Raw genomic sequence first — 25,338 nt, forward strand, 5'->3', positions numbered from 1 at the left:
GCTACGATGCCGAAACAAGTCATGGTTCGCGATGGCCGTGTGATCGCCACGCAGGCCTGGCTGCGCGTGCCAGCCAAGCCGCGCACCGCGTTCTATCCGGAAGAGCGGCGCAAGTCGCGGCTCGGACGATTGCTCGCTGGCGTTTCTGCAAGTGCTGCGGCGCTGTTGCTGGCGATCTGTCCTGCCGCTGTGCGTGCACAGGCGGTGATCGGCACTCCAACGATCCAGTTTGGCATCGAAACGGTCAGCCGCGATGCCGTCAGCAAGACGGACACGGTCTTCGTATCCGCGCCGGAAGCGCTGCTGGACTGGACCTCGAGCAGTGCCACGGGCGACTTCCTGCCCCAAGGCTCGACGCTGCAGTTCACGCGCGATGGCCAGCCCTTCACGGTGCTCAATCGCGTGACCTCGTCCAGCTTTGGCGGGCCGCTGTCGATCTCGGGCACGGTCCAGTCGGAAAGTGCGGGCAAGGTCTGGTTCTACAATCCCGGTGGCTGGGTCGTCGGCGCGACCGGCGTGTTCAACGTCGGCAGTCTGGTGCTCACCTCGTTGCCGATCACCGTCGATCCTTCGAGTGATACGGTCTCGCGCCTACTGGGCGACAAAGGCGAGATCCGTTTTGGGAAGGCAGGCGATCCCGCATCTTCGGTATCGATCGCATCCGGGGCGCAGATCAACGCGAACCTTGCCGCCAGCAGTTATGTTGCGCTGGTTGCGCCGAAAGTCGCGCAAGGCGGGACCGTAATGGTCAACGGCTCGGTGGCCTATGTCGGGGCCGAAGCGGCGACGCTGACGATCAACAACGGGCTGTTCGACATCATTGTCGACAGCGGATCGGACGATACGGTCGGCGTTTCGCACACCGGCACGACGACGGGTCCTGCGGGCACGGCAAACGATCCAAATCACCGCATTCACATCGTCGCGGTGCCCAAGAATCAGGCGATGACGGCGGTCGTCTCCGGATCGCTTGGCTATACTGCGGCCAACACGGCCCAGAGTGAAAGCGACGGGTCGATCATCCTTTCGGCAGGCTATACTCTGCGCAGCGGCAACTTCGCCTCTACCGATGTGGTCGGGCAAAATGGCTCGGTCGCCATGTCGGACCTGACCACGGGCAACGCGCTTGTCGTTGCCGCAAGCGACGGAATCACGGTCGATGCAACTGCGTCGGACGTGACCTTCAACGGCACGGCCAACCTCTACGCGCGCGGCAACGTCGGCATTGCTGTCGACAACGGGCATACCCTTACCGCCGCTCAGGGGCTTGGCGTTCTCTCGTCGAATGGCGCTCGCAGCGGCAACATCACGCTCAGCGCTGTCGGTGGCAGTTCCGTAGTGATCGGCGGTGATCTGACCCTCGAGTCTGTGGCGGAAGGGGCGATCAAGACGGACCCGGACAATGGCGATGTCCTGCAGGCTGGCAGCAGCGGCGACGACGCCATTTCGGGTAACGTCAGCCTGACTGTCAACGACAGCAGCATTACGGCCGGGGCGACGACATTGCGGTCGGCGGCGATTTCGGGCGTTGGCGAACTGACTTCGGGCGATGCCACATCGGGCAATGTCAGTCTTTCGATTGTCCAGCCGGGGGGCAGCACGTCCAACCGCAGCGCGGCGTTCGATGGCCTGACAGTGTTTTCGCAGGCGGAAACCGGGTATTTCACCTCCTCGCAAACGCCGGTTTCCGGCGGCGATTCTGCATCAGGGAACGTATCGCTGGGCGTGGATGGCGGGGCGTTCGACGTGGCCCCGGGCATCGCGGCTTATTCGAATGCCAGCACAAACGAAGGTCTTAACGCACTGCCGCAAGCTGCGAGCGCCGGCAGCGTCTCGATTGCTTTCGCCAACAGTGCGGGCACTTGGCAAACGGGCTTTCTCAGCGGGGCCAATTATGCGAGCGCGGTCAATGGCGGGGCGGTCAGCCTCGGCGATGTCTCGCTGTCGTATGATAAAGTGGACAGCGCAACTTCCGACAGCACTGGTTACATTGATCTCAACAGCTCGGCCTATGGTGATCTTGCTGCGGCCAATACGATCTCGCTCACGCTCGCCAACGGCACTAAGCTGGAAACGTACGGCTCGGCCGTCTCGTTGTCTTCCGACAGTTCCGGTGCGGCCTTCACGCAGCGGTCGAGCAATATCGAGATAAGCCTCGAGGCCAGCTCGCTCCATACCGACCTGTTGGAGGCAACATCTTCTGCGCGAAGCTTTGCTGATGGAGTCAATTCGCTCAGCGGCAACGTTTCGTTCTCGGCAGTCAACGGTTCGGCTCTGGTCGCCGATTTCGCCGTGACGCTGGAAAGCGAGGCGCTTGGCGGGAGCGGTGCCAACGGCGGCAGCGGGAGCGCTGGCGATGTCTCGCTCACTCTCGCAGGCAGCACACTTTCGACGTACGATTTCTCTATGCAGTCGACCGGTATTGCAGGGCGGCGCAGTTCCGGCCGCACCGGAACGGGTACGGGCGGGGATGTTTCGTTCAGTCAGTCCGGTGCCGATTCAAGCTTTTCGGTCACGTTCTCCAGTATCGGTAATATCGGTCAGGGAGGATCGCCCGGTGAAGGCGCGCGCAACGGCTTTGAAGCGCAGGCGGGCGATGGGGCCGACGGCGTTGGCGGGGCGACGTCGTTCAGCGTGGGCGGCGGAACGTTTACGGCTGACACCCTGTCGCTTTCTGCCGCTGGTGAAGGCGGCAATTCCTTCAATGTGGCGGGGCGGGCCCCAGGAAAGGGCGGGGCAGGCATTGCCGGCTCCGCTACCTTGGCGATTTCCGGCGGCAACGTCACGATCGGCTCCGTGGATATCACGGCGTCCGGTACAGGCGGTGATGGCGCCCGCGACAGTTCGAGCCTCGGCATCGTCGGCGGCCAGGGCGGTGCAGGCAGGGGTGGTTCTGCCACGGCCAGCATCACCGGCGGCACGTTGCTGACCGATGGCATCACCATCCAGGCCAATGGCAACCAGTCGGTCGACTTCGGCAACGGCAACGTCAGCTACTTCGGCAACGGCGGTTTCAGCACGGTGCCGGGCGGCATTGCCGGAGCAGGCGGGGCAGGGACAGGCGGCACGGCGCTGCTCACCATCGATGGCGGCCGGGTCGAAGGTGCTGGCGGCACCAGCTTGCCGCTGGCAATTTCGATCAATGCATTGGGGGAAGGCGGCGCCGGCGGATATTCCCGGCCTTTCAGCGGCGTGGCGGGGACTTCAGGAGCCGGAGGCAATGGCACCGGTGGCTCGGCAGGCATACGTTTCCTCTCGGGGACATTCGATGCAGCGGATATCCATATCGATGCCTCAGGGCTCGGCGGGCTTTCGGGCAACGCCGCCTATACGCCAACGGCAATCCCGCAGTCCGGCGGTGTGGGTGGTAGCGGCACGGGCGGCAGCGCTTCGTTCGAGACCGGAGCATCGTTTGACCGTCTGAACTCGCATGACGATACCCGGCTGTTGCAAATCAGTGCAAATGGCACCGGGCGCGCTGGCGAAATTGCGGCCAGAGGCGGCGCAGGCGGCAACGGAACGGGCGGCACTGTGACCGTGCTGGCAACAGGCGGGACTGCCGATCTTGTTGCAGCCGTGATTTCGGCGAACGGCACGGGCGGAGCAGGCAGCGGCTCTAACAACGATGCTGATGGTGCCGGCGGCGGCAATGGCACCGGCGGCACCTTGCTGGTCCGCGCCGAGGGTGATGGCACTTCGCTTGCGTTGAGTGACTATTCCCTGTCAGCGCGCGGGATTGGCGGCGTGGGCGGAGATGGCGGCAACGGCAATTTGCAACTGGACGTAGCCGGAGACGGCGGCGCTGGCGGCAGCGGCAGCGGTGGCGCAATGTCATTCACCGCATCGGATCTTGGCTCCCTGACCGTGGCGAGCACCTCCGGCACGACCCTCATCGCAGTTGGCGGAACCGGTGGTAACGGCGGACTGGCGGGTAATGCAGACGCCAACGAAGGTTCGTCAACCGGCAGCGGCGGTGCTGGCGGCGCAGGCCGGGGCGGCGCGATCTCTGGCCTGGCCGAAACTGGTGGCCAGGTTTCGTTCGGTTTTACCGCGTTCGACGCGATCGGCAGGGGCGGGGCAGGCGGGGGTCTTTTCGACACCGATTCGAGCGGTCCGTTCAAAGCTTCCGTCGGCGGTGCTGGCGGGGCCGGTGCAGGTGGATCGATCAGCCTTGTGGCTACAGGCGAGGGATCCAGACTCGGCGTGTCCTCGCTCACCGTCAATGCGCTTGGCTATGGCGGTGACGGTGTGGACGGCACCGGTTACGATTTCGGAACCGGCACGGGCGCAGCGGGCAGCGCAGGCGGCGGGGCGTCTGGCGGCGATATTCTGGTCCGGGCAGACGACAGTGGTGCATTGTCCATCGCAGCGGCAAACGGTTCTGTAGCTTTTACCGCGAATGCATTCGGCGGTCGTGGCGGCCGGGGTGCGGCGGGTCGGAACACGACCGGCGGCAATGGCGGCATCGGCGGAACCGGCGGTCAGGCGGACGGTGGTTCAGTGGTAATTGCGGCCACTACCTTGGGCAACGTCAATATCCTGGCCGGCGGAACAACCGCTATTACGGCATCGGGCAGCGGCGGTTTTGGCGGCCGGGGCGGTTTTGGAGGCAACAACACGGCACCGGACGGTGTGGGCGGCAATGGGGGCGATACCGGCACTTCTGCGCCCGGCGTAGGCGGAACCGTGAGCCTTTCGGCTACGGGCGGTGCGTTGACACTGGGCAATCTCGATATTGTCGCGCGGGGCCTTACGAACGTCGAACTTGATGTTGCCGGACCGGGCAGTGGTGCCGGTGGGCCAGGCGTTCAGGGTGAGCGGAGCTACGCCGTGCCATTCGGCGGTGACGTCGCGTTTGCCTCGGCCGATGACGAATCGGGCAATGGCGGAAGCATTGTCACCGGCAACGCATCGGTCACGGTGACCAGCGAGATCGCGTTTCCTTCGTTCGCCTTCCCCGGCGTGGCAGGCTTCGTTTCGCTGTCCTCAGCAAGTTCACTGCCGACCGGGGCGTTGCGCTTTGCCGGTCTGTCAGTCGACGGTACGGGCAGCGCGGTCGAGGGGTCGGGCATCACGATCAACGTGGTCACTGGGCCGATTGAGATCGACACAGACATGATTCTCCTTGCCGCCGGGCCAGTCTCGATTGCAACAAGCGGTGCGGGCAGTGTCGTCGTCGGCAATCTGGCCGAAGTTTCGAGCGACAGCGCGATCAGCATTACAGGCACCGATGGAGGCCAACTCGATGCCACATCGATTGAACTCAGGACCTTCGGTTCAATCGATATCGGAAGCGTTTCCTGTCCTGACACGACCTGCGCTCCGGTCCATGCCAGCGGCAATCTGTTTGCCGATGCCAACCAGAACGTCAATCTGGCGGGCCCTGCATTCATAGCGGGACTGGGCTCGGTCGATGTCTATGCGGGTGGCAACATCACCGGTGAGAGCCGTAGCGGCTACTTCTCGAATGGCAATGTCCAGGTGCGCGGCGCCGGGGACGTCACTGTGCGAAATGCTACCGGCGCCGATGTCTCGGTCGAAGCGGGAGCGGTCGTAGATGGATCGACGTTCTACTTCCCGGCAACGCTCACGCTTGGTGAGGTGGAAGGCGGGGGCCGTTTCACAGCCTCGTCAAACATGCGCTTTACCAGCGGCGGTGGCATCGCGGTCACTGACGGCAACCAGTTGGACGCAGGCGGAGCGATGCGCTTCCTGAGCGGGAACGACATTGCCGTCGGCGCGAACGACCGCCTCGCTGCCAACCTCGACGATGGGTTCGATCCCCAGACTGTGCTGTTCCATGCAGGCGGTCTGCAAGTGAACTACACGCTTGATCCCGCCGATATTGCCACGCTGTCATTCGGTAGCGGGACAACGGTGGCGGCCAACACAGGGGGCATCAGCCTGCTCGGTGCGGCGGTCGATGCAAGGCAGGCCTCGTTCAGTGGCGCATCGCTGCAAGTGGACGTAACGCGGCTGCTGGCAGTGGGCGATACGCGCCTGAATGATGGCGGACGGCTCGAGCCGGACTGCCTCGAAGGCGCGATCTGCATTGGCAGCATCGATGTGGCCGGGCTTGTCGCAATCGGACAAGTGACGCGTCCGCTGGACGTGCGGGTGACCGGTGACGTTTCGGGGCAGAGTATCCTGATCAACGCAGCGCAGTCGGTGACCGTGGGCGCACCGGAAGTGCCCGGTGCATTGGTTGCGACGGGCGATGTCAGGGTACGGTCGTTGCAGGGCGATGTGGCCTTGCTCGGCGGTTCGGTGGTCAAGGGCGGCACCGTGGTGCTTTCAGGCACGGGAGGTCTGACCGGCACGGGCAACGTCGAAGCAACCCTGAGCGATGTCGGACTGACGTTCGGAGGGGACATCGACGCCGATTCGATCACAGCTGCCCGCGAGCTAACGACGGCAGCCGCAGTTGGTGGCACCGCCGAGGGCACGTTCAACGCACCCGGCGCTCTGCGCGTTGGCGCGCTGACTCTTGGGGCAGACAGCCGCATCGATGCGGCGACGGACATTGCGCTCGGCTTGCTCGACCTTGGCGGTCACGCTGCGGTGCTGACTGCGGGCAATACCCTCGACATCGAGAGCACGGCGGATGTTGACGATCTGACGTTGTCGGCCCGCGTGATCGGCTTTGGCGCGATCGATGTCGGCGGTGATCTGGTAATGACAGCAAGGTCGGTCAGCGGCTCGTCCGCGCGTGCGGCCGGCACGCTTGCCATCACCTCCGACGATCTTTCGGCCACGGAGCTGCGTTCGGGCGGCGACCTGAACCTGACGGTCGTCAATACGGCAGCGCTTGGCACTGTCGCTTCGACTGCCGGATCGGTTACGATCGATCCCATATTGCTGACGTTCGATGCCATCTCCGCAGCCAAGGCCGTCAGCCTTGTCGGGGCGACGATCACTGGCGGCACTGTGGACGCGGGCACCACGCTGACCGTCACTGCGACCGGCAACGCCACCCTCGCCTCAGCCCGGTCGGGTAGCGATATGGCGATTGCGGCTGCCAGCCTCGTCGCACCAGTGCTAGCCTCTACGGGCAACCTCGCCTTGACCATCGCGGGACCGGCGACGCTCGGCACCGCCACGGCAGGACGGGCGCTGACGGTGGACGCGGCGGACGTGAGCTTCGATGCTGTCACTGGCAATTCGGTGAATATCAGGGCCGACAGCGTTCTTGGCGGGTCGCTAGGCGCTGGCAGCAATATCGTGATCGACGCTGCTGGCGACATTGCGCTTAGTGGTGCCGCCGATGCAGGCAACGGCTTCACAGCCAATGCCGGTGGCACGATCCGGCTCAATGGCCAAACCATTGGCCGGACGATTGACCTGTCGTCGCGAGACATCGTCATCGGCGCAAATGCGCAACTGGGCGATGCTGCGCGGACCACATCGATAGCACTGGTCAACACCGGCACAGGCCCGACGCGAGTTGGCGACAACATTCCGTCGGCGGTCAGCGGTTATGGCCTAGGCAATGCCGAATTCGCGCGGGTCCGCTCTGGCGGAAACCTTTCGGTCAGCGGGTCTGCCGCCATGCTGTTGGGCGATCTCTCCGTGATGGGGCAATCCGGCACGATTGCGGGCCAGGTCGGCAGTCAGGGCGGGTTGACGCTGGCATCTGGCGAACTGGTGTCATTGCTCGGCGCGGTTTCGATGAGCGGCGCAGCGGGGAAGTTGCTTACCATAAGTGGCGGGCAGGGGGTGTACCTTGACGCTGCAACCGGATCGGTGCGCCTCAGCGATGGCCAGACGCGCGCTGGAACGCTGTTCATTTCGGGACGCGGCATCGCCATGGTTTCCCGTAAGGCGCTGCAAGACATCGCGAACCTGACCGACACGGCGCTGATCACCGAACGCCTTTCGCAAAACGATGGCGTTGCTTCAGGCCGCACATTGATCGAGGCCGGGGCAATCGAGCTTCGCTCTGACCGCGAAATCTATATCCAGAACACCGCGACTGGCACCGCGTTCGATGACCGTCGCGGCCTCGTGGCGGACAGCCTCGCGATCAACAGCCGCGATGGCGGGGTGCTCGACATCGTGATCAATGGAACCGTGAAAGGCGCGACCGGGATAGACGCTATCGCCCTGACCGCCTTCAACGAGACTTCGACCAGTCTTTCGTCGATGAATGGCTGCGTGATTGCCAATGTAAGCGCGTGCCAGGCCCCGCCGCCACCACCACCACCACCGCCACCGCCACCGCCACCACCGCCGCCACCGCCGCCGCCACCGCCACCGCCACCGCCACCGCCTCCGCCGCCGCCTCCGCCTCCGCCTCCGCCGCCGCCTCCGCCTCCGCCGCCTCCGCCAGAGCCGCCGGTGGTTGAGACGATCGAGACCCGGGACGTGATCGCCGAAGTGCTTGGTGCCAACCCCGCCGATAGTGCGCTGCAGGTTGCCGACAGCTTCGTGAAGACGTCGCTGATCCAATTGAACCGGATTGCGCCAGCAGGGTTCGAACCGCTGATCGACGAGCCGGTGACCGGCACCGGCAATGACGACCTGCTGGGGGATGAGGACGACACGAAGGAATAGCAGGCTTGACCGGACGCGCAGGCGCGGGGCATTGGCAGGGCCATGTCAAACGCACCTGCGCCCTTTTCGCCTGTCACCTCGCTCAAGCTGTTCAACAGTCTGACCCGCCAGCTGGAGGCGTTTGAGCCGGTTCATGCGGGCGAGGCACGGGTCTATTCGTGCGGGCCGACAGTCTATAATTACCCGCATATCGGCAACATGCGCGCCTATGTCTTCGCCGACGTGCTGGGCCGGACGCTGAGCTTCAAGGGCTACAAGCTTTCTCACGTCATCAACATCACCGACGTTGGCCACCTTACCGACGATGCCGATGCGGGCGAAGACAAGATGGAGAAGATGGCCCGTGCCGAGGCGCGCTCGATCTGGGACATCGCCGAGCACTACAAGCAGGCCTACTGGGCCGATGTGTGCGCGCTGAACATCCGCCAGCCCGCGCGGTGGACAGTGGCTACGGACTATGTTCCGCAGATGATAGAATTTGCGAAATCCATAGCCGACAAGCACTGCTACGAACTGGACAGTGGCCTCTATTTCGACGTTTCGACCGTGGCCGATTATGGCCGTCTGGCGCGCGCCCATACCGATGACGGGGAAGGCCGGATCGAAGCCGTCGAAGGCAAGCGCAATGCGGCCGACTTCGCGATCTGGCGCAAGACGCCGCCGGGCGAGAAGCGCCAGATGGAGTGGGATTCGCCGTGGGGGCCGGGCGCGCCGGGCTGGCATCTCGAATGCTCGGTCATGTCGGGCGAAGTGCTGGGCTTCCCGTTCGACATCCACACCGGCGGCATCGACCACCGCGAGATTCATCACCCCAACGAGATCGCGCAGAACCAGGCGTTCTGCTGCACCAATGGCCTTGATCTTCCAGCTAACTCCGGCGCGAAGATCTGGATGCACAACAACTTCCTTGTCGAACGCTCGGGCAAGATGAGCAAGTCGAGCGGTGAATTCTTGCGCCTGCAACTGCTGATCGACAAAGGCTACCACCCGCTCGCCTACCGCATGATGTGCCTGCAGGCGCACTACCGGTCGGAGCTGGAGTTCTCGTGGGACGGGCTGGCGGCAGCTCTGACGCGGTTGAAGCGACTGGTGATGGCGGTTGAAGAGTTAAACGCGAACGCGAGCGAACCAAGACCGGGTCAGTCCGAATGGTGGAAGGAACCTTTTGTCAGATTCGACAATGCAATTTCAGACGACCTCAACACCGCCGTCGCTCTGACCTGCATGGAAGAGATCGTCGCCCTCAAGAAGCAGAACCGCGGCGAACGTGTCGTCGCTGTCTTGGAGATGGACGAGACGCTTGGCTTGGGATTGCGACATCTGTCCCGCGCCGATCTGCGCATCCGTCCCAAGGGCGTCGAAACTACCGAAGCTGAAATTGAAGCCATCCTCGCCCGCCGCAAGGAAGCCCGCGCGGCCAAGGACTTCGCCCGCTCGGACGCGCTGCGCGACGAACTCACCGCCAAGGGCGTCGATGTGATGGACGGCGATCCGCTCGGCTGGGAATGGAAGCTGGCCTGAGCGGGTTTCATTTTGCAATGTTGGCGTTAGGCTGCTCGTGAAGCCTCGGGAGCAAGCCGGAATATGACCGTCCTCGTGATGAATGCCCTGGCGGCACCGCTGGTCGAGGCTCGTCTGCCAGACTGGATCGAGCCGCGCTTCTTTCGCTCGGTCGAGGAATTGCTCGACCTTGCGCCGCAAGCGGAAATTGGCTGGTTCGACCTGAACGACAAGGCGCCGATGGCCGACGCGGTCCGCCTTGCGACCCGGCTCAGGTGGCTCAATTCGATCTATGCTGGCGTCGAAGCCATGCCGCTCGATCTGCTGCGCGAGCGCGGGGTGATTCTGACTAACGGGGTCGGCATCAATGCGATCACTATTGCCGAATATGTCCTGATGGCGATGCTGACGGTGGCGAAGGGCTACCGCGAGGTCGTGCGGGCGCAGGACCGCCACGAATGGCTGATGGATTCGCCGGGCAAGGTAGAGCTGCTGGGCAGTCGCGCGCTGATCCTTGGCTACGGCGCGATCGGCAAGAATGTCGAACAACGGCTCGCGGGATTTGGCGTCGAGGTGGTCAAGGTCCGGCGCTCGAGCGGGGAAGGGGCGCTCGGCCCGGACGAATGGCGCGCGCAGCTTGGCACGTTCGACTGGGTGATCCTGGCCGTGCCCGCAACGCCCGAGACCGAACATATGATCGGCGCGGCTGAACTGGCAGCGATGAAGCCGGGAGCGACGCTGATCAACGTAGCGCGCGGCACGGTTGTCGATCAGGATGCGCTGGTCATGGCGCTCAAGGCAGGGCGGCCGGGGCAGGCTTTCCTCGATGTGACGACGCCCGAACCGCTTCCTTCGGGCCATCCGCTGTGGAGCCTGCCGAACGCGCACATCTCGATGCACTTGTCGGGCCGCGCGCAGACGCAGATGTTCCAACGCTCGGCAGCGCGGTTCCTGCAGAACCTGGGCAGGTTCCATCGCGGTGAACCTCTGGAGCCGCAAGTCGACCTTTCTCTCGGCTACTGAACGCGCGGGGTGACTCTGCGCGCGCGGTTTGTTAGGCCTTGCTCCAAGGGGACGTTCTGCGTGGCCGAATACGGCGCGCGAGGCACATTCATCCCGGGGGTCGCATCCGAGTTGGGGAGAGAGGCGCTGCACTTCGCGCGCCTCCACGATGGAGCGACGAACAATGGCTGACAGCGCAAATCACGCAAGCGGCGGCAAAAAGGCTTCCGACCTGTTCATCGAATGCCTTGAAGAAGAAGGCTGCGAATACATCTTCGGCGTTCCCGGTGAAGAGAATCTCGATTTTCTCGATTCGCTGTCACGCTCCACCAAGATCAAGCTGATCCTCACCCGCCATGAACAGGGCGCAGGCTTCATGGCTGCGACCTACGGTCGCCACACCGGCAAGACCGGCGTGTGCATTGCGACATTGGGGCCGGGGGCGACGAATTTCGTGACGGCTGCGGCCTATGCAACGCTCGGCGGGATGCCGATGATGATGATTACCGGCCAGAAGCCGATCAAGAAGTCCAAGCAAGGCCGCTTCCAGATTCTCGACGTCGTCTCGATGATGGCACCGATCACCAAATTCACGCATCAGATGCAGTCGTCGGACAACATCCCCAGCCGCGTGCGCGAGGCCTATCGCCTGGCAGAAGAGGAAAAGCCCGGCGCTACGCACATCGAACTGCCCGAGGACATTGCCGACGAGCATACCGAATCGACGCCGCTGAAGCGTAGCCTCGTCCGGCGTCCCAATGCCGATGCCAAGTCGGTCGCGCAGGCGGTCGAGGCGCTGCAGAACGCCAAGGCTCCGGTGTTGGTCATCGGCGCGGGCGCAAACCGCAAGCTGACCGGCAAGATGCTCGCAGAATTCGTCGAGAAGACGGGCATTCCGTTCCTGACAACCCAGCTTGGCAAGGGCGTGATTGACGAGCGGCACCCCAAATTTCTGGGCTGCGCCGCGCTGTCCGCAGGTGACTTTGTCCACCGCGCGGTCGAGGATGCTGACCTGATCGTCAATGTCGGCCATGACGTGATCGAGAAGCCGCCCTTCTTCATGCGCGAAGGCGGTACGCCGGTCATCCACGTCTCGACCAAGACCGCAGAAGTCGATCCGGTCTATTTCCCCAGCATCGAAGTGATCGGCGATATCGCCAACGCGATCTGGCAGATGAAAGAAGCGATCACGCCGAATCCGGCGTGGAACTTCGATCACATGCTCGCGTATCGCGCCGCCGAAGTTGCGCACACCGCGCCGCTGGCCGCCGATGCGCGCTTCCCGATCTTCCCGCCGCATCTGGTCCAGCAGATTCGCGACGCCTTGCCCGAGGACGCGATCATCTGCCTCGACAACGGCGTCTACAAGATCTGGTTCGCGCGCGGGTATGCCGCGTATCAGCCGAACACGGTGCTGCTCGATAATGCGCTCGCCACGATGGGCGCGGGGCTGCCGTCGGCAATGATGAGCGCGATGCTCTATCCTGACCGGAAAGTCATGGCGATCTGCGGGGATGGCGGGTTCATGATGAACAGTCAGGAGATGGAAACCGCGGTTCGTCTCGGTCTGAACCTCACGGTGCTGATCCTCAACGACAGCTCCTACGGTATGATCCGCTGGAAGCAGGCGAACATGGGCTTCGAGGATTTCGGGCTGACCTATGGCAACCCCGATTTCGTCAAATACGCCGAGGCTTATGGCGCCAATGGTTACCGCGTGGAGAGCGCTGCGCACCTCAAGGAACTGTTGGCGCATTGCAATTCGACGCCGGGCGTCCACCTGATCGATTGCCCGGTGGATTATTCGGAGAACGATCAGATCCTGAACAAGGACATCAAGGAACTGTCGAAAGCGCTTTAGGTCCTGCCCCCCCTCCCGCCTGCGGGAGGGGTTAGGGGAGGGCCTGTCTGGTCCTCCCTCAAGACCCACACCCGGCCCCTCACGCAAACGGGAGGGGGGAGAGTCCCATGATCAAGCTCAAAGACGTATACCCGCTCTACCTCAACAACAAGGCGGTGCAGCCCAACGCCGATCTTGAGGTGACCGACAAGTTCACCGGCGAGGTTGCGTTCCGCACTGCGCTGGCCACGCCTGATGTTATCGACGAAGCGATTGCCGGGGCGGTGCGCGCGGCAGAGCCGATGGCGCGGCTGGCAAGTTACGAGAAGCGCGACGTGCTCGACCACTGCGTCGGTCGCTTCACCGAGCGCAAGGATGAGCTCGCCTATGCGCTGTGCATCGAGGCGGGCAAACCCATCGCCGATTCCGAAGGTGAGGTCGGGCGTCTGATCGACACCTTCCGCATCGCCGCCGAGGAGGCTACGCGCAACTACGGCGAAGTCCAGCCGCTCGACATTTCCCCGCGCGCCAAGGGCTACATGGGGATGTGGAAGCGTGTGCCCATCGGGCCGTGCAGCTTCATTTCGCCGTTCAACTTTCCGCTGAACCTGGCCGCGCACAAGATCGCGCCGGCCATCGCAATCGGCTGTCCGTTCGTGATGAAACCTGCATCGATGACCCCACTCGGTGCGATCATCATGGGTGAGGTGCTCGCCGAATGTGACGTTCTTCCAGAAGGCGCGTTCTCTATCCTGCCTGCCAGCCGCGCAGGCGCCGACCTGTTTACCACCGACGAGCGATTGAAGCTGCTGTCGTTCACCGGCTCGCCGGGCGTGGGTTGGGACCTCAAGGCCAAGGCGGGCAAGAAGAAGGTCGTGCTCGAACTCGGCGGCAATGCGGCTGTGGTCGTCGACAAGGACGCTGATCTCGAACACGCGCTCGCCCGGATCATCTTCGGCGGCTATTACCAGTCCGGCCAGTCGTGCATCCACGTCCAGCGCGTGATCATCCATGCCGACATCTACGACCAGTTCCGCGACATGCTGGCGGCGAAAGTGCGGACGCTCGTTTCGGGTGACCCCAAGAAGCGCGAAACTTTCATCGGCCCGATGATCTCGGCCAAGGAAGCGCAGCGGCTCAAGTCATGGATCGATTCGGCCGTGTCAGGCGGCGCGGCGCTGCTTGCGGGCGGCGGGTGCGAGGGCAACATGCTTGAAGCCACGCTGCTCGAAGGCTGCTCGCGCGATATGGACGTCTACACCGAGGAAGCGTTCGGGCCGGTGGTGATCCTGTCGAAGTTCACCGACTGGGACGCTGCCCTGGAAGAGGTCAACGACAGCAAGTTCGGCCTTCAGGCGGGCCTGTTCACGTCCGATCTGCATAAGGTCATGGAGGCGTGGGACAAGCTCGATGTCGGCGGGATCGTCGTCAACGACGTCTCCTCCTACCGCGTGGACAACATGCCTTATGGCGGGGTCAAGGATTCGGGCCTTGGCCGCGAAGGCGTGCGTTTTGCGATGGAAGACATGTCGGAAATCCGCAACCTGGTGATCCGCCGCCAGTAAAGGGGGCGGAAGCGTGCGGAAATCTGTCGGAAACATGAATAGCCACTTGAACCGCAGGGGCAGACTGGCCTAGGTTCGGTTTATCGGGGTCGCATTGCAGCACTTCCGGCAAGCGTGCGGTACAGGGCAATGGCCCGGCCGTTCGGGGACCGGTGGGGACGAGGGGCAATGCTCGACAATTTCCTGTCAATCCGGCGGCTCGGCGCTTTGCTCACGGCTGTTCCGCGTTCCGGCGCAATAGCGTTTGCCGCTTGCCTCGCCATGGCGGGGGCAGCGCTTGGCGCGTCTTCGCTGATCTCTCCTTCTGCAGTGCAGGCTCAGAGCGCGGGTGCAACCTTGCGCGGCCATCAGGGCGTTGCTTCATGCGCTGGTTCGACTTGTCATGGTCGCAGCGCAGCCGATGGCACCGTCGTCCGGCAAGACGAACTCATGCGCTGGCAGGAAGACTCATCGCCCACCGGAGCGCACAGCCGCGCATGGCGCGTCATTCAGGAGCCGCGAGGACAGGCAATCGTAAGGCGTATGGGCCTCGATGCCGCAGGCGTGCAGCGTGAATGTGCCGGGTGCCATTCGTCGCCCGGCGCCGCCCGTGTTTCCGATGGCGTCGATTGCGAGGCCTGCCACGGCGCATCCAGCGGCTGGCTCTCGACGCACTATACCGTCGGGGCGAGCCACGCGCGCAACGTTGCCCAAGGCATGACCGATCTCACACGTCCACAGGTGAAGGCGCAAGTCTGCCTCGATTGCCACTTCTCGGGCGATGCCAAGGGCCAGTTCATCGCGCACCGCATCATGGCGGCAGGCCATCCGCGTATTTCATTCGAGATGGACCTGTTCACCACGCTGCAGCAACATCACGACGAAGACGCCGACTATGTCCAGCGTAAGGGCGGCAAGACCAACGGCATGCGGATGTGGGCGGTCGGGCAGGCCGAAGCGGTCAAGCGCAGCCTTGAACTGTTCAGCCAGCCCGCGCGGGCGGTGGACGGCATCTTCCCCGAATTCACCTTCTATGACTGCCACTCGTGCCACCGCCGGATCTACGATGGCGAAGATGGCAACGTTACGGCCGTGCCTAATCCAGGTCGTCCTGTCCATCTCGGCATGCCGCCGTACAACGATGAAAACATGATCATGCTGTTGGCGGCGGCGCGCGTGGTCGCGCCCGATGCCGCCACTGCATTCGATGCGAAGAGCAAGGCCTTCCACCGCGCCATGGCGGCAAATCGCGCCGAAACCGTCGCGGCTGCGCAGGAATTGCGTCAGTCGGCTGACCAGCTTTCGTCGCGCTTTGCCTCGGCCTCGTTCACCCGCGACCAGACCTTTGCGATCATGGACTCGATTGCGAGCGAGGCCATTGGCGAGCGTTTCACCGACTATGAAGGTGCTGTGCAGTCAGTCATGGCGGTCGATACGCTGCTGAACGGGCTGGTGAACCAGGGCATGGTCGCGCCGTCGTCGGCAGGCAATCTGCGCATCCAGATCAACCAGGCCTACGCGGCTGTCCGCGACCCGAACGGGTTCCAGCCGCTCGCCTTCCGCAAGGCGCTCGGCAGTGCGGTCCGTTCGATCCGGAGCCTGCGCTGATGCGGTTGCCGTTGGTTCTGCGCCAGTCGACGGCCATCGCGGCGTCGCTTTCGCTCGCACTGGCGGGGTGCGGCGGCGGTGATTCGTCATCGGGCGGGACGTTCACCCCCACGCCAAGCCCGACGCCAACCACAAGCGCCCGGTTCTTTGCTGATCCGGCGCAGGAAGCGCTGACTGCGGCCGAAGTGCAGCAGATCATCGCGCAGGCGGTGGGTGAGGCCAAGGCGCTCAACTATCCAGCGATCATCGCGGTGGTGGACCGCGTCGGAAACGTGCTGGCCGTTTTCCGCATGAACGGCGCGCTCACGCGCATGTTCACCAGTCGCCGCACGGCAACCGGAGAGATTTCGCCGCGCGAAGTCGATGCGCAGGGTCTTGAGGTCGACGCGACGATGGGCGCGATCTCGAAGGCGGTAACCGCCGCCTATCTGTCATCCAGCGGCAATGCCTTCTCCACCCGCACCGCCAGCATGATCGTGCAGGAGCATTTCCCGCCAGCGCCGAACACACCGGGGCTTGAGGCTGGACCGCTGTTCGGCGTGCAGTTCAGCCAGCTTCCCTGTTCAGACCTTGCCGCGCGTTTCATCGCCGGTAACGCGGGCTCTTCGGCGTTCATCGGTCCCAAGCGCTCGCCGCTCGGGCTCGCCGCCGATCCCGGCGGATTGCCACTCTACAAGAATGGCGTGGTCGTGGGCGCCATCGGCGTGATGGCTGATGGCGACTATGGCTACGATCCGAACGTGACCGACGTTGACGGTGATCCCGAAGAGTTCATGGCGCTGGCGGGCATACAGGGCTTCGCTCCTGCGGCGGACATCCGCGCCGACCGTATCACGGTCGATGGCTCGACCCTGCGCTTTGCCGATGCGCGCGTTGAAGGCCTGCATGCGCTCGAAACCAGTTTTGCCGCGATCAACAATGTGATCGGCACGCTGATCCCGGTACGCGGGTATTTCGATGGCTCGGCGGTCCTTGCCGGCACAGCCTATGGCACCGAGAAGAGCGGCATCCGCCGGGCCAATTCGTCGGAATTCTCGCTGTCTGATGCTTACGTCCTGAGCAACGGGTCTGGCAGCAACCGTTATCCGATCAAGGCGGCGACCGACGGCGGCACGATCAGCCAGCCGCTCACAGCCGCTGAAGTGCGCGCTGTGCTTGAAGAGGCGTTCACCATCATGACGCGCGCCCGCGCGCAGATCCGGCGCCCGCTCGACAGCCGCGCTCAGGTTTCGATCTCGGTGGTCGATACATTCGGCGAAGTGCTGGGTCTGGTGCGCGGGCCTGACGCGCCGATTTTCGGCATCGACGTGTCGCTACAAAAGGCACGGACAGCTGCTTTCTTTTCAAGCAGCGTGGCCGCGCAGCAACTCAGCGATGATACCGACGCCGAAATCCCGGCTTTCGTGCAGCGCACCCGCGACTTTCTGGGTGACCAGACGGCGCTCACCGGCAAGATTGCCTTTGCCGACCGGTCTGGCGGCAATCTGTCGCGCCCGTTCTTTCCCGATGGTGAAGTCGGTCGTCCCAATGGGCCGCTTTCCCGCCCGATCACCGATTTCAGCCCATTCGCAACCGGCCTGCAGATCGCGTTGGTCAAAGCCAACCTGCTGCAACACGCGGTATTCGTTCAGGGTTCACTCAACGCGCGGGACGTGGCGCAGACCTGCACCGCTGTGCCCGACACGCCAACGGGCAAGAAGCGGCTAGCCAACGGCATCCAGATTTTCCCAGGCTCGGTGCCGATCTATCGCGGCAACCAGTTGGTCGGTGCCATCGGCATTTCGGGCGACGGTATCGACCAGGACGATATGATCGCCTTCCTCGGCGCACATAATGGCGGGGCGAAAGTCGGCGGGATTGGCAACGCGCCCAAGGCTATTCGCGCCGATACGATTGTTGTGCCGGTCGGGTCGGGGGTCAGGCTGCGCTACGTGAACTGTCCGTTCGCGCCGTTCCTCGACACGTCCGAACAGAACGCCTGCGAGGGCAAATGATGCAGCAGGTCATCGCCCTGATCGCGCCCGCTCTCGGCCTCTCGCAACCGGCTCCGCCGCCTATGGCCTTGCCGTTCCGTGTTCTTGCGGCGGTTGAGGCTGCGCAGCCGGGCGCGGCGGCACCACAAGAGGCAACGACGCCACAATCCGACACGGCGTCGCAAACGGCGACCACCAATTCAGCGTTGCCCGGCGGCGAAACCGAAGCCGACGGTGCCCTTATCGACGGCCGCCGCCGTCCTGGCTTCAACAAGGCGCTCCCCGACCGGGTCGAGCAGGACAATCCGGGCGCGGTGAACGCGCCGCCGCCCGAAGCATTTTACGACAAATACGATGGCGAAGGGCCGATCGGCGATCTTGGGCTTGACGTCAGTCTGCCCGACCGCTGGCGGATCATGTCGTCGCTCTGTCCGCAGAAGGACGCAGCGACGGGCAAGAAGGACCGTGCGCTTTACACGCTGTTCCCCAAGCTTGAATATGTCTGCCATTCAAAGCTTGATCCCTTCCATCACAACCTGTTGAAGGGCGATCTACCGCTGGCTAGGGGCAAGCGGCCGGGCTTCCTCAAGGGCGAGGACTGGTTCCTGCTGGCGGGCGCGGTTTCCGATACTGTGGTGGAGCCGCGCAGCTTCCCGATCCCGGTCGGCAACCAGACAACGACCAACCCGAACGCAATCGACACGTTTGGCCACAGCAACAGCCTCGTGCTGTCGCAGACCTTCATCGCCAGTGTCTCGCTGCTCAAGGGCATGACCGCGTACAAGCCGCCGGTGGTGGAATATCGCATCGCGGTGGCGGCAAACATCAATCACGTTCAGGTGCCGGAACGCCGCGTGCTGTTCGTCGAGCCGTCCAAGGGCACGCGCCGCACCGATGCGTTCATCGGGCTGCAGGAAGCGTTTATCGACTACCATATCGGCCGTTTCGACACGAAACGGTACGATTTTGTCAGTTTGCGCACCGGTATTCAGCCGATGCAGTCCGATTTTCGCGGGTTCCTGTTCAACGACAACCAGCTAGGTATCCGCCTGTTCGGCAACCGCGACAACAACCGCTTTCAGTTCAATCTCGCCGCGTACTGGCGGCTTGAGAAGGAAACCAATTCCGGGCTGAACGACGTTAGCCAGGCACCGCGCAATGACTGGGTGTTCATGGCCAACCTATACCGCCAGGACTTTCCGGTGGTGGGCCTGACCAGCCAGGTCTCGGTCACCTACAACATGAACCGCGAGCGCAACGAGGTCCATGTCGATACCAACGGCTTCCCGGTGCGCCCTGCGTTGCTGGGCGATCTGCGTGGGCGCGAATATGATGTGGTTTATCTGGGCTATGCGGCAGACGGCCACATCGGGCGCTTGAACCTCACCGCGCAGGTCTATGCCGCGCTGGGCGAGGATCGGAACAATTTCCTGACCAGCCGCCCTGCCGAGATCAAGGCGTTCATGGCGGCCGCCGAACTCAGCTATGACATCGACTGGACACGCATCCGCCTGTCGGGCCTGTGGGCCAGCGGCGACAGCGATCCTTATGACAAGGTCGAAGGCGGGTTCGACGCAATCTTCGAGAACCCCCAGTTCGCAGGGGCCGATACCAGCTACTGGATCCGCCAGACCATCCCGTTCGCAGGCGGTGGCCGCGCGATCTCGATCAACGGTCGCAATGGCATTCTAAATTCGCTGCGCTCGTCCAAGGAGCAGGGCCAGTCGAATTTCACCAACCCCGGCACGATGCTGCTTGGATTGGGTGCGGACTTCGACCTGACGCCGACCATGCGCGTGTCGACCAACGTCAACCACCTGTGGTTCGAGAATACCAAAGTGCTGCAAGTCCTGCGCAACGAAGGTTCGATCCCCAAGGATATTGGCTGGGATGCCTCGGTATCGGCAATCTGGCGCCCCAATGCCTCGCAGAACCTCGTTTTCCGTCTGTCCGGCGCAGTGCTCGAACCGGGCGGCGGCTTTGATGATCTGTTCGCGCAACAGGGCAAGGCCAGCCGCTTCTATTCTGTTCTCGCCAACGCGACACTGGCCTTCTGATGACTGAGACCATGACACTGACGCGCCGCAAACGCACTCTCCCTTTGGCTTGGCTGATGGCGGCGCTGGCCGCATTGCTGGTGCCGAGCGCGCTTTACGCCTCGGGCGAGGAACCAGCGCAGAAGGTCATGCACACCCGCGCGCCCGCCGCACCGCGCGGCCAGCCGGGCGATACGGCGGAAGAGCAATGGGCCTTCGTCGACAAGCAGAACGCAGGCTGCGTCAGTTGCCACACGCAGAGCGACCATCGCACCATGCACGCCAGCCCTGCGGTGGTGCTGTCGTGCGCTGACTGCCACGGCGGTAACAGCAAGGTGGTCGCGGACAAGTCGTGGAATCGCAATTCCATGGAGTATATGGGCGCGCTCAAGGACGCCCACGTCCTGCCGAAGTATCCGGTAGCATGGGGCTGGCCGTCGTCGGCCAATCCGAAGCGGTCCTATGCGTTGATGGGCAAGGAAAGCCCGGAATTCATCCGCTTCGTCAATCCGTCTGACTACCGCGTCGCGCGCGATTCCTGCGGCGCTTGCCACATGTCGATCATCGAGGCGTCGGAACGCTCGCTGATGTCGACCGGCGCGATGCTGTGGGGCGGCGCGGCCTATAACAATGGCATTGTCCCGTTCAAGAACTACATGTTCGGCGAAAGCTTTACCCGTGGCGGAGAGCCTGCGCTGCTCAAGTCCGGGTCAAAGGAAATCGGCCCTGATGGCAAGCCGATGTGGGGGACGGTCACGCCCAAGGAGAAGGCGCGCGGCGCATTGCCGATCATGTATCCGCTGCCGCGCTGGCACACGATCCCGCCGGGCGACGTGTTCCGCGTGTTCGAAGATGGCGGCCGCACGATCAACCCGCAGTTCCCTGAAATCGGCCTACCCAACTCGACTGGCCTGATCCAGCGACTTGAGGAGCCGGGCCGTCCCGATCTCAAGCAGTCCAACCGTGGCCCTGCTACCGGTTTGCGCGTCGCAATTCCGGTGCTGAACATTCACAAGACGCGCCTGAACGATCCGTTCCTGTTCCAGATGGGCACCAATGACCAGCCGGGCGATTACCGCTCATCGGGCTGCGCTGCGTGCCACGTGATCTACGCCAACGACCGCGAACCGCGCCACAGCCTGAACTATGCCAAGTGCGGGCGCGACGGGCAGACGGTGACGGCCGATCCGACGATCAATGGTTTGCGCGAGGGCGAGCATCGCAAGGGCGCTTACGGTTCCTACGACTCCGCCAAGGAAGAGCATCACGACAAGGTGCGTGGCACGGTTCTGGGCGGGAAGGGGGCTTACCTTGGCAAGTCCGAGGCCTCGGAGGAAGATTGCGCCAATGCGATCTCGTCAGCACAGCAGCTCGTCTATGCGCCCGCCAAGGGCGTCGCGCCGCATGGCACGATGGACCATGACAGGATGGATCAGGCCTCGGCCCATGCCATGGCCGGGCTTGATGAAAAGGGCCATGCCAAGGCTGGCGCTGGCCACGGCGACGACCATGCCCCCGCCGGTCCGGTTGCTTTGCAAGACCGTGAACGCGGGCACCCGCTGGTTCACGCTTTCACCCGCGCCATTCCCACGGCGCAGTGCATGAACTGCCACATGCACCAGCCGAACATCTTCCTGAATTCGTATCTCGGCTACACCATGTGGGACTACGAATCCGATGCGCCTTCGATGTGGCCCGGACCGGAAAACCGCGCGCCCAAGCCCACCGGCATGTCGGACGCCGATTACAGCAGGATTTTCAGGGAACAGTTCCAGCCGACCATCGACGAGCAGCGCGAAGTTCTCGACCGCAATCCGGAAGGCGCGTCCACGCGCGGCCTGTGGCGCGACGTCGAGTTCCTGCGCAACGTCTATGACCTGAACGATCAGCTCAAGGATACCCAGTTCGCCGATTACCACGGCCACGGCTGGAACTTCCGCGCGATCCTGAAGCGGGACCGCCGGGGCAACCTGCTCGATGATGATGGCGACATGTCGTCCTATGGCACCGACAAGGCGCACATCATCTCGCCGGATGATCCCGAAAAATTCCGCAAAGGCGCTGAGGGCAAGTTTGTCGAACCCGGTCCCGACAATCCCGGCAAGGCGGTCCACATGATGGACATCCACGCCCAGCTTGGCATGCAATGCGCCGATTGCCACTTCTCGCAGGACAGCCACGGCAACGGCATGATCTATGGCGAAGTCGCCAATGCGGTCGAGATAGGGTGCAAGGATTGCCACGGCACGCCCGATAATTATCCGACGCTGCTGACCTCGAACATGGCCGCACCCGAAAAGGGCAACAACCTCTCGCTCCTGCGTAATGCCGATGGTCAGCGCCGCTTCGAGTGGTTCAATCAGGCCGGCGGTCGCCGTGTGCTCGTCCAGCGCTCGATCATCGATCCCAAGCTTTCCTGGGAAATCAGCCTGGTGAAGGACTCCGTCGACGCGCGTTTTGCGGGCAAGATGGATGCGGCAGGCAAGCCGATCTTCAATCCCAAGGCCGCCCGCGCCAAGTTGATGGCCAAGTCGGCTTCGGACGATGGCGTATACAAGTTCGGAACCGGTATTCCCAAGGCAGAGCGCGCGCATGGCGACGACGACATGGCCTGCTTCACCTGCCACTTGTCATGGACAACCTCGTGCGCAGGCTGCCACTTGCCGATCGAGGCGAACTGGAAGTCGGCCACACACAAGTACGAGGAAGACTACACCCGCAACTATGCAACCTATAATCCGCAGGTTGCACGCGATGACATGTTCCAGCTTGGCAAGCACCAGCGCAACAAGTCATCGGGCAGCGATCCGGTGCAGTTCGATGCGTCGGGCAACCCGGTCAGCGGCAAGGCGATCACTGCGCCCATCCGCTCGACTTCGGCGCTGATCCTGTCGTCGACCAACATCAACCGCGAACGCATCTATGTGCAGCAGCCGCCGATTTCATCGATCGGCTACTCGTCACAGGCCTTCGCGCCGCACTTCCCGCACACGGTGCGCAAGAACGAGACCAAACAGTGCACCGATTGCCACGTCAGCAAGGATGACGACAACAATGCGACGATGGCGCAGTTGCTGCTGCTCGGCACCAACTACGTCAACTTTGTCGGCATGAACGCGTGGTTTGGCCTCGACGGAGGTTTCGAGGCCGTGCGCGTGACCGAATGGGACGAACCACAAGCCGTGATCGGTTCCTACCTCCACCGCTACGCCTACCCCGACTACTGGAAACAGCATGTCGAAGGTAATGGGCGCGAGCTCAAGAACTGGACACGCGGCAAGACGATGGACGGCAAGCTCTCGGGCGAATCCACCGGGCACGAGCAGTTCACCAACGTAGTAGAAGGCACCAAGGACGCGGTCCGCTGCCTGCAGATGCGCGGCGAATACATGTTCGTCGCCGAGGGCAAGGGTGGTTTCCGCGCCTATGACATTGCCTCTATCGGCAATAAGGGCACGTCCGAACGCATCTTGACCGCGCCATTCTCGCCAATGGGGCATGACACGCGGGTGGATACCACGAACGCAACCTGCATGGCCTTGCCGACCAATCAGGCGATTGCGCCAACGCGCAATTCGCCCGAATTGCGCGGGATCAACCAGGAGCAGCCGTTCTCGCCGATCTATCACTACGCCTTCGTCACCGACGCGGTCGAAGGACTGATTGCGGTCAATGTCGATACGCTGGCCGATGGTGAGTTCCGCAACAACTTCTTCACCCGCGCGCTCACCTTCAATCCGGACGGCGTGCTGAGCGGCGCCAGGCACATCACGCTGGCGGGCGACTATGCCTATGTGGTTACCGACAAGGCGCTGGTCACCGTCCACCTGACCAAGCCGTGGAGCCCGGACAAGGCTTGTGAAGTGAGCGCAGCCAAGGGCGGTGAAACCTGCCTCGATCCGCGCATTACATCGGTTGTGCCTCTGCGCGATCCGCGCGCAACGGCAGTACAGTTCCGTTATCTGTGGGTGACGACCGCCAACGGCCTTGAACTGATGGATGTGACCAACCTCGCCGAGCCAAAGGCTGTTGTCGGCGCGGCTTTGCCATTGGCCGATGCTCGTCGCGTCTACCTTTCGCGCACATATGCCTATGTCGCAGCCAAGGCGCAGGGCCTGGTGATCGTGGATATCACCGCGCCCACGCGGCCTTCGATCTACACAAGCTACACGGCTGACGGGCAGTTGAACGATGCCGAAGACGTGATCGTTGCCTCGACCAACGCCTCGCTCTTTGCCTACGTGGCAGATGGGCGGAACGGGATGAAGGTGCTACAATTGACGTCACCGTCGAGCCAGCCCAACTTCTATGGCTTCTCGCCTGAGCCCAAGCCCGAACTGATCGCGTGGGCCAAAACACCGTCCCCAGCGCTTGCCTTGTCGAAGGGCCTCGACCGCGACCGCGGGGTCGATGAAACCGGCGGACAGATGGCAGTCTTCGGCCGTCTGGGATCGCGTCCGTTCAATCGCGCTGAAATGGAAGAGCTGTTTCTGAACAGCAAGGGCAACGTCTTCCGGGTGTCCAACGCTGTGGACATGAGCCTGTGGGTGGGCGCGAAGACAGCGCCATTGCTTTCGCGGATGGATCACTAAGGATCACGAGTTGGAGAGGAGACCGGGTGCCCACGCAGGCACCCGGCAACCTCCTGCCTGATCGCTGACCGTTTCAATCCTCGTCGAGAACCAGAATTTCGCATTCCACTTCCATCAAGGGGGCAGGAAGCAATTCGTGATCGATCCGGCCAACGCTGGCGTCAGCCACAAGCTTGCCGCGCACGCGAAACTCATGTTCGGGCAGGGCCGCGATGAAGCGCTCGCCATCGCTGACCGCTTCGCCGCCTGCAAAGCGCAGCGCGAGCACGTGACGGGCCCCGGTGAAGGTGATGCTGGCCCATGGCACTTCGCGGTGGCTCAGGACTTCGGCCAGCGGTCCGGCGATCTCGCGGATGGCGCGCATCAGGCGTTCGGCTGAAGTGAGGCGGCGGGGTGGGGGGCTTGTAACAGCTTCGGACTTGGTTTCGAACGCGTGACGATCAAGCAGCATGGACAGTGCCTCCAAAAGTGTTCATGAAATGTTCTACACGCCTTACCATTGCGGAACGGGGCTCGCGGCCGTTGCGCAAGTCGCCCACAAGGCGTGGATCATGTGCGGCAAGCCTGCCGAACTTGGTGTCGGGCATGCCGGTCTGGTCTAGGAATTTTTCAATCTTGCGGATGAGCATCTGTATGGACCCTCCCGGATTTTGCTGCGACGACTCGAAATAGGATTTTTCCTATGTTGAC

General features: G+C 63.2%; 11 protein-coding genes. 9 read left to right on the top strand and 2 right to left on the bottom strand.

The annotated features are described in order from the left end of the window. The first annotated feature begins 6 nt into the window (after window positions 1-6). The 9 genes from RM192_RS06810 (at window position 7) to RM192_RS06850 (ending at window position 24,648) form a co-directional block, all read left to right on the top strand. Window positions 7-8,553, top strand: a complete 8,547-nt coding sequence (locus RM192_RS06810) for a hypothetical protein (protein WP_311506791.1) — start codon at window positions 7-9, stop codon at window positions 8,551-8,553. A gap of 42 nt (window positions 8,554-8,595) precedes the next feature. Continuing rightward, the gene (gene cysS, locus RM192_RS06815) at window positions 8,596-10,074 is read left to right on the top strand and encodes a cysteine--tRNA ligase (protein WP_311506792.1); all 1,479 of its coding nucleotides are present in this window, start codon (window positions 8,596-8,598) and stop codon (window positions 10,072-10,074) included. Between the two features lie 63 nt (window positions 10,075-10,137). Further along, window positions 10,138-11,076: a D-2-hydroxyacid dehydrogenase gene (locus RM192_RS06820; protein WP_311506793.1), complete on the top strand. Its 939-nt coding sequence runs from the start codon at window positions 10,138-10,140 to the stop codon at window positions 11,074-11,076. Window positions 11,077-11,239: 163 nt separating this feature from the next. Beyond that, the gene (locus RM192_RS06825) at window positions 11,240-12,916 is read left to right on the top strand and encodes an acetolactate synthase large subunit (RefSeq protein ID WP_311506794.1); all 1,677 of its coding nucleotides are present in this window, start codon (window positions 11,240-11,242) and stop codon (window positions 12,914-12,916) included. Between the two features lie 107 nt (window positions 12,917-13,023). Then, the gene (locus tag RM192_RS06830; protein ID WP_311506795.1) at window positions 13,024-14,460 is read left to right on the top strand and encodes an aldehyde dehydrogenase family protein; all 1,437 of its coding nucleotides are present in this window, start codon (window positions 13,024-13,026) and stop codon (window positions 14,458-14,460) included. 129 nt (window positions 14,461-14,589) lie between these two features. Beyond that, window positions 14,590-16,047, top strand: coding sequence for a multiheme c-type cytochrome (locus RM192_RS06835; RefSeq protein WP_311506796.1), 1,458 nt, complete (start codon window positions 14,590-14,592; stop codon window positions 16,045-16,047). Continuing rightward, on the top strand, window positions 16,047-18,041 hold the full coding sequence (locus RM192_RS06840) for a heme-binding protein (RefSeq protein WP_311506797.1): 1,995 nt from the start codon (window positions 16,047-16,049) through the stop codon (window positions 18,039-18,041). The genes RM192_RS06835 and RM192_RS06840 overlap by 1 nt, the downstream gene beginning before the upstream one ends. Further along, the gene (locus tag RM192_RS06845) at window positions 18,041-20,077 is read left to right on the top strand and encodes a hypothetical protein (RefSeq protein ID WP_311506798.1); all 2,037 of its coding nucleotides are present in this window, start codon (window positions 18,041-18,043) and stop codon (window positions 20,075-20,077) included. The genes RM192_RS06840 and RM192_RS06845 overlap by 1 nt, the downstream gene beginning before the upstream one ends. Beyond that, window positions 20,077-24,648 (top strand): hypothetical protein, encoded by a 4,572-nt coding sequence (locus RM192_RS06850; protein ID WP_311506799.1) that lies wholly within the window; start codon window positions 20,077-20,079, stop codon window positions 24,646-24,648. The genes RM192_RS06845 and RM192_RS06850 overlap by 1 nt, the downstream gene beginning before the upstream one ends. Window positions 24,649-24,721: 73 nt before the next feature. On the opposite strand, the gene RM192_RS06855 is transcribed toward RM192_RS06850, so the two are convergent. After that, complete coding sequence (locus RM192_RS06855; protein WP_311506800.1) at window positions 24,722-25,099, bottom strand: hypothetical protein; 378 nt, start codon at window positions 25,097-25,099, stop codon at window positions 24,722-24,724. Continuing rightward, window positions 25,089-25,277, bottom strand: coding sequence for a hypothetical protein (locus RM192_RS06860; RefSeq protein ID WP_311506801.1), 189 nt, complete (start codon window positions 25,275-25,277; stop codon window positions 25,089-25,091). Before RM192_RS06860 ends, RM192_RS06855 begins: the two co-directional genes overlap by 11 nt. Window positions 25,278-25,338: the final 61 nt, after the last annotated feature.

The sequence above is a fragment of the Novosphingobium sp. MMS21-SN21R genome, assembly GCF_031846015.1.
Classification (GTDB): Bacteria; Pseudomonadota; Alphaproteobacteria; order Sphingomonadales; family Sphingomonadaceae; genus Novosphingobium.

Excerpts from the sequence above, each read along its gene's own strand:
- RM192_RS06810 (WP_311506791.1), top strand. The coding sequence starts at position 7 with ATGCCGAAACAAGTCATGGTTCGCGATGGCCGTGTGATCGCCACGCAG.
- cysS (WP_311506792.1), top strand. The coding sequence starts at position 8,596 with ATGTCAAACGCACCTGCGCCCTTTTCGCCTGTCACCTCGCTCAAGCTG.
- RM192_RS06820 (WP_311506793.1), top strand. The coding sequence starts at position 10,138 with ATGACCGTCCTCGTGATGAATGCCCTGGCGGCACCGCTGGTCGAGGCT.
- RM192_RS06825 (WP_311506794.1), top strand. The coding sequence starts at position 11,240 with ATGGCTGACAGCGCAAATCACGCAAGCGGCGGCAAAAAGGCTTCCGAC.
- RM192_RS06830 (WP_311506795.1), top strand. The coding sequence starts at position 13,024 with ATGATCAAGCTCAAAGACGTATACCCGCTCTACCTCAACAACAAGGCG.
- RM192_RS06835 (WP_311506796.1), top strand. The coding sequence starts at position 14,590 with ATGGCCCGGCCGTTCGGGGACCGGTGGGGACGAGGGGCAATGCTCGAC.
- RM192_RS06840 (WP_311506797.1), top strand. The coding sequence starts at position 16,047 with ATGCGGTTGCCGTTGGTTCTGCGCCAGTCGACGGCCATCGCGGCGTCG.
- RM192_RS06845 (WP_311506798.1), top strand. The coding sequence starts at position 18,041 with ATGCAGCAGGTCATCGCCCTGATCGCGCCCGCTCTCGGCCTCTCGCAA.
- RM192_RS06850 (WP_311506799.1), top strand. The coding sequence starts at position 20,077 with ATGACTGAGACCATGACACTGACGCGCCGCAAACGCACTCTCCCTTTG.
- RM192_RS06855 (WP_311506800.1), bottom strand. The coding sequence starts at position 25,099 with ATGCTGCTTGATCGTCACGCGTTCGAAACCAAGTCCGAAGCTGTTACA.
- RM192_RS06860 (WP_311506801.1), bottom strand. The coding sequence starts at position 25,277 with ATGCTCATCCGCAAGATTGAAAAATTCCTAGACCAGACCGGCATGCCC.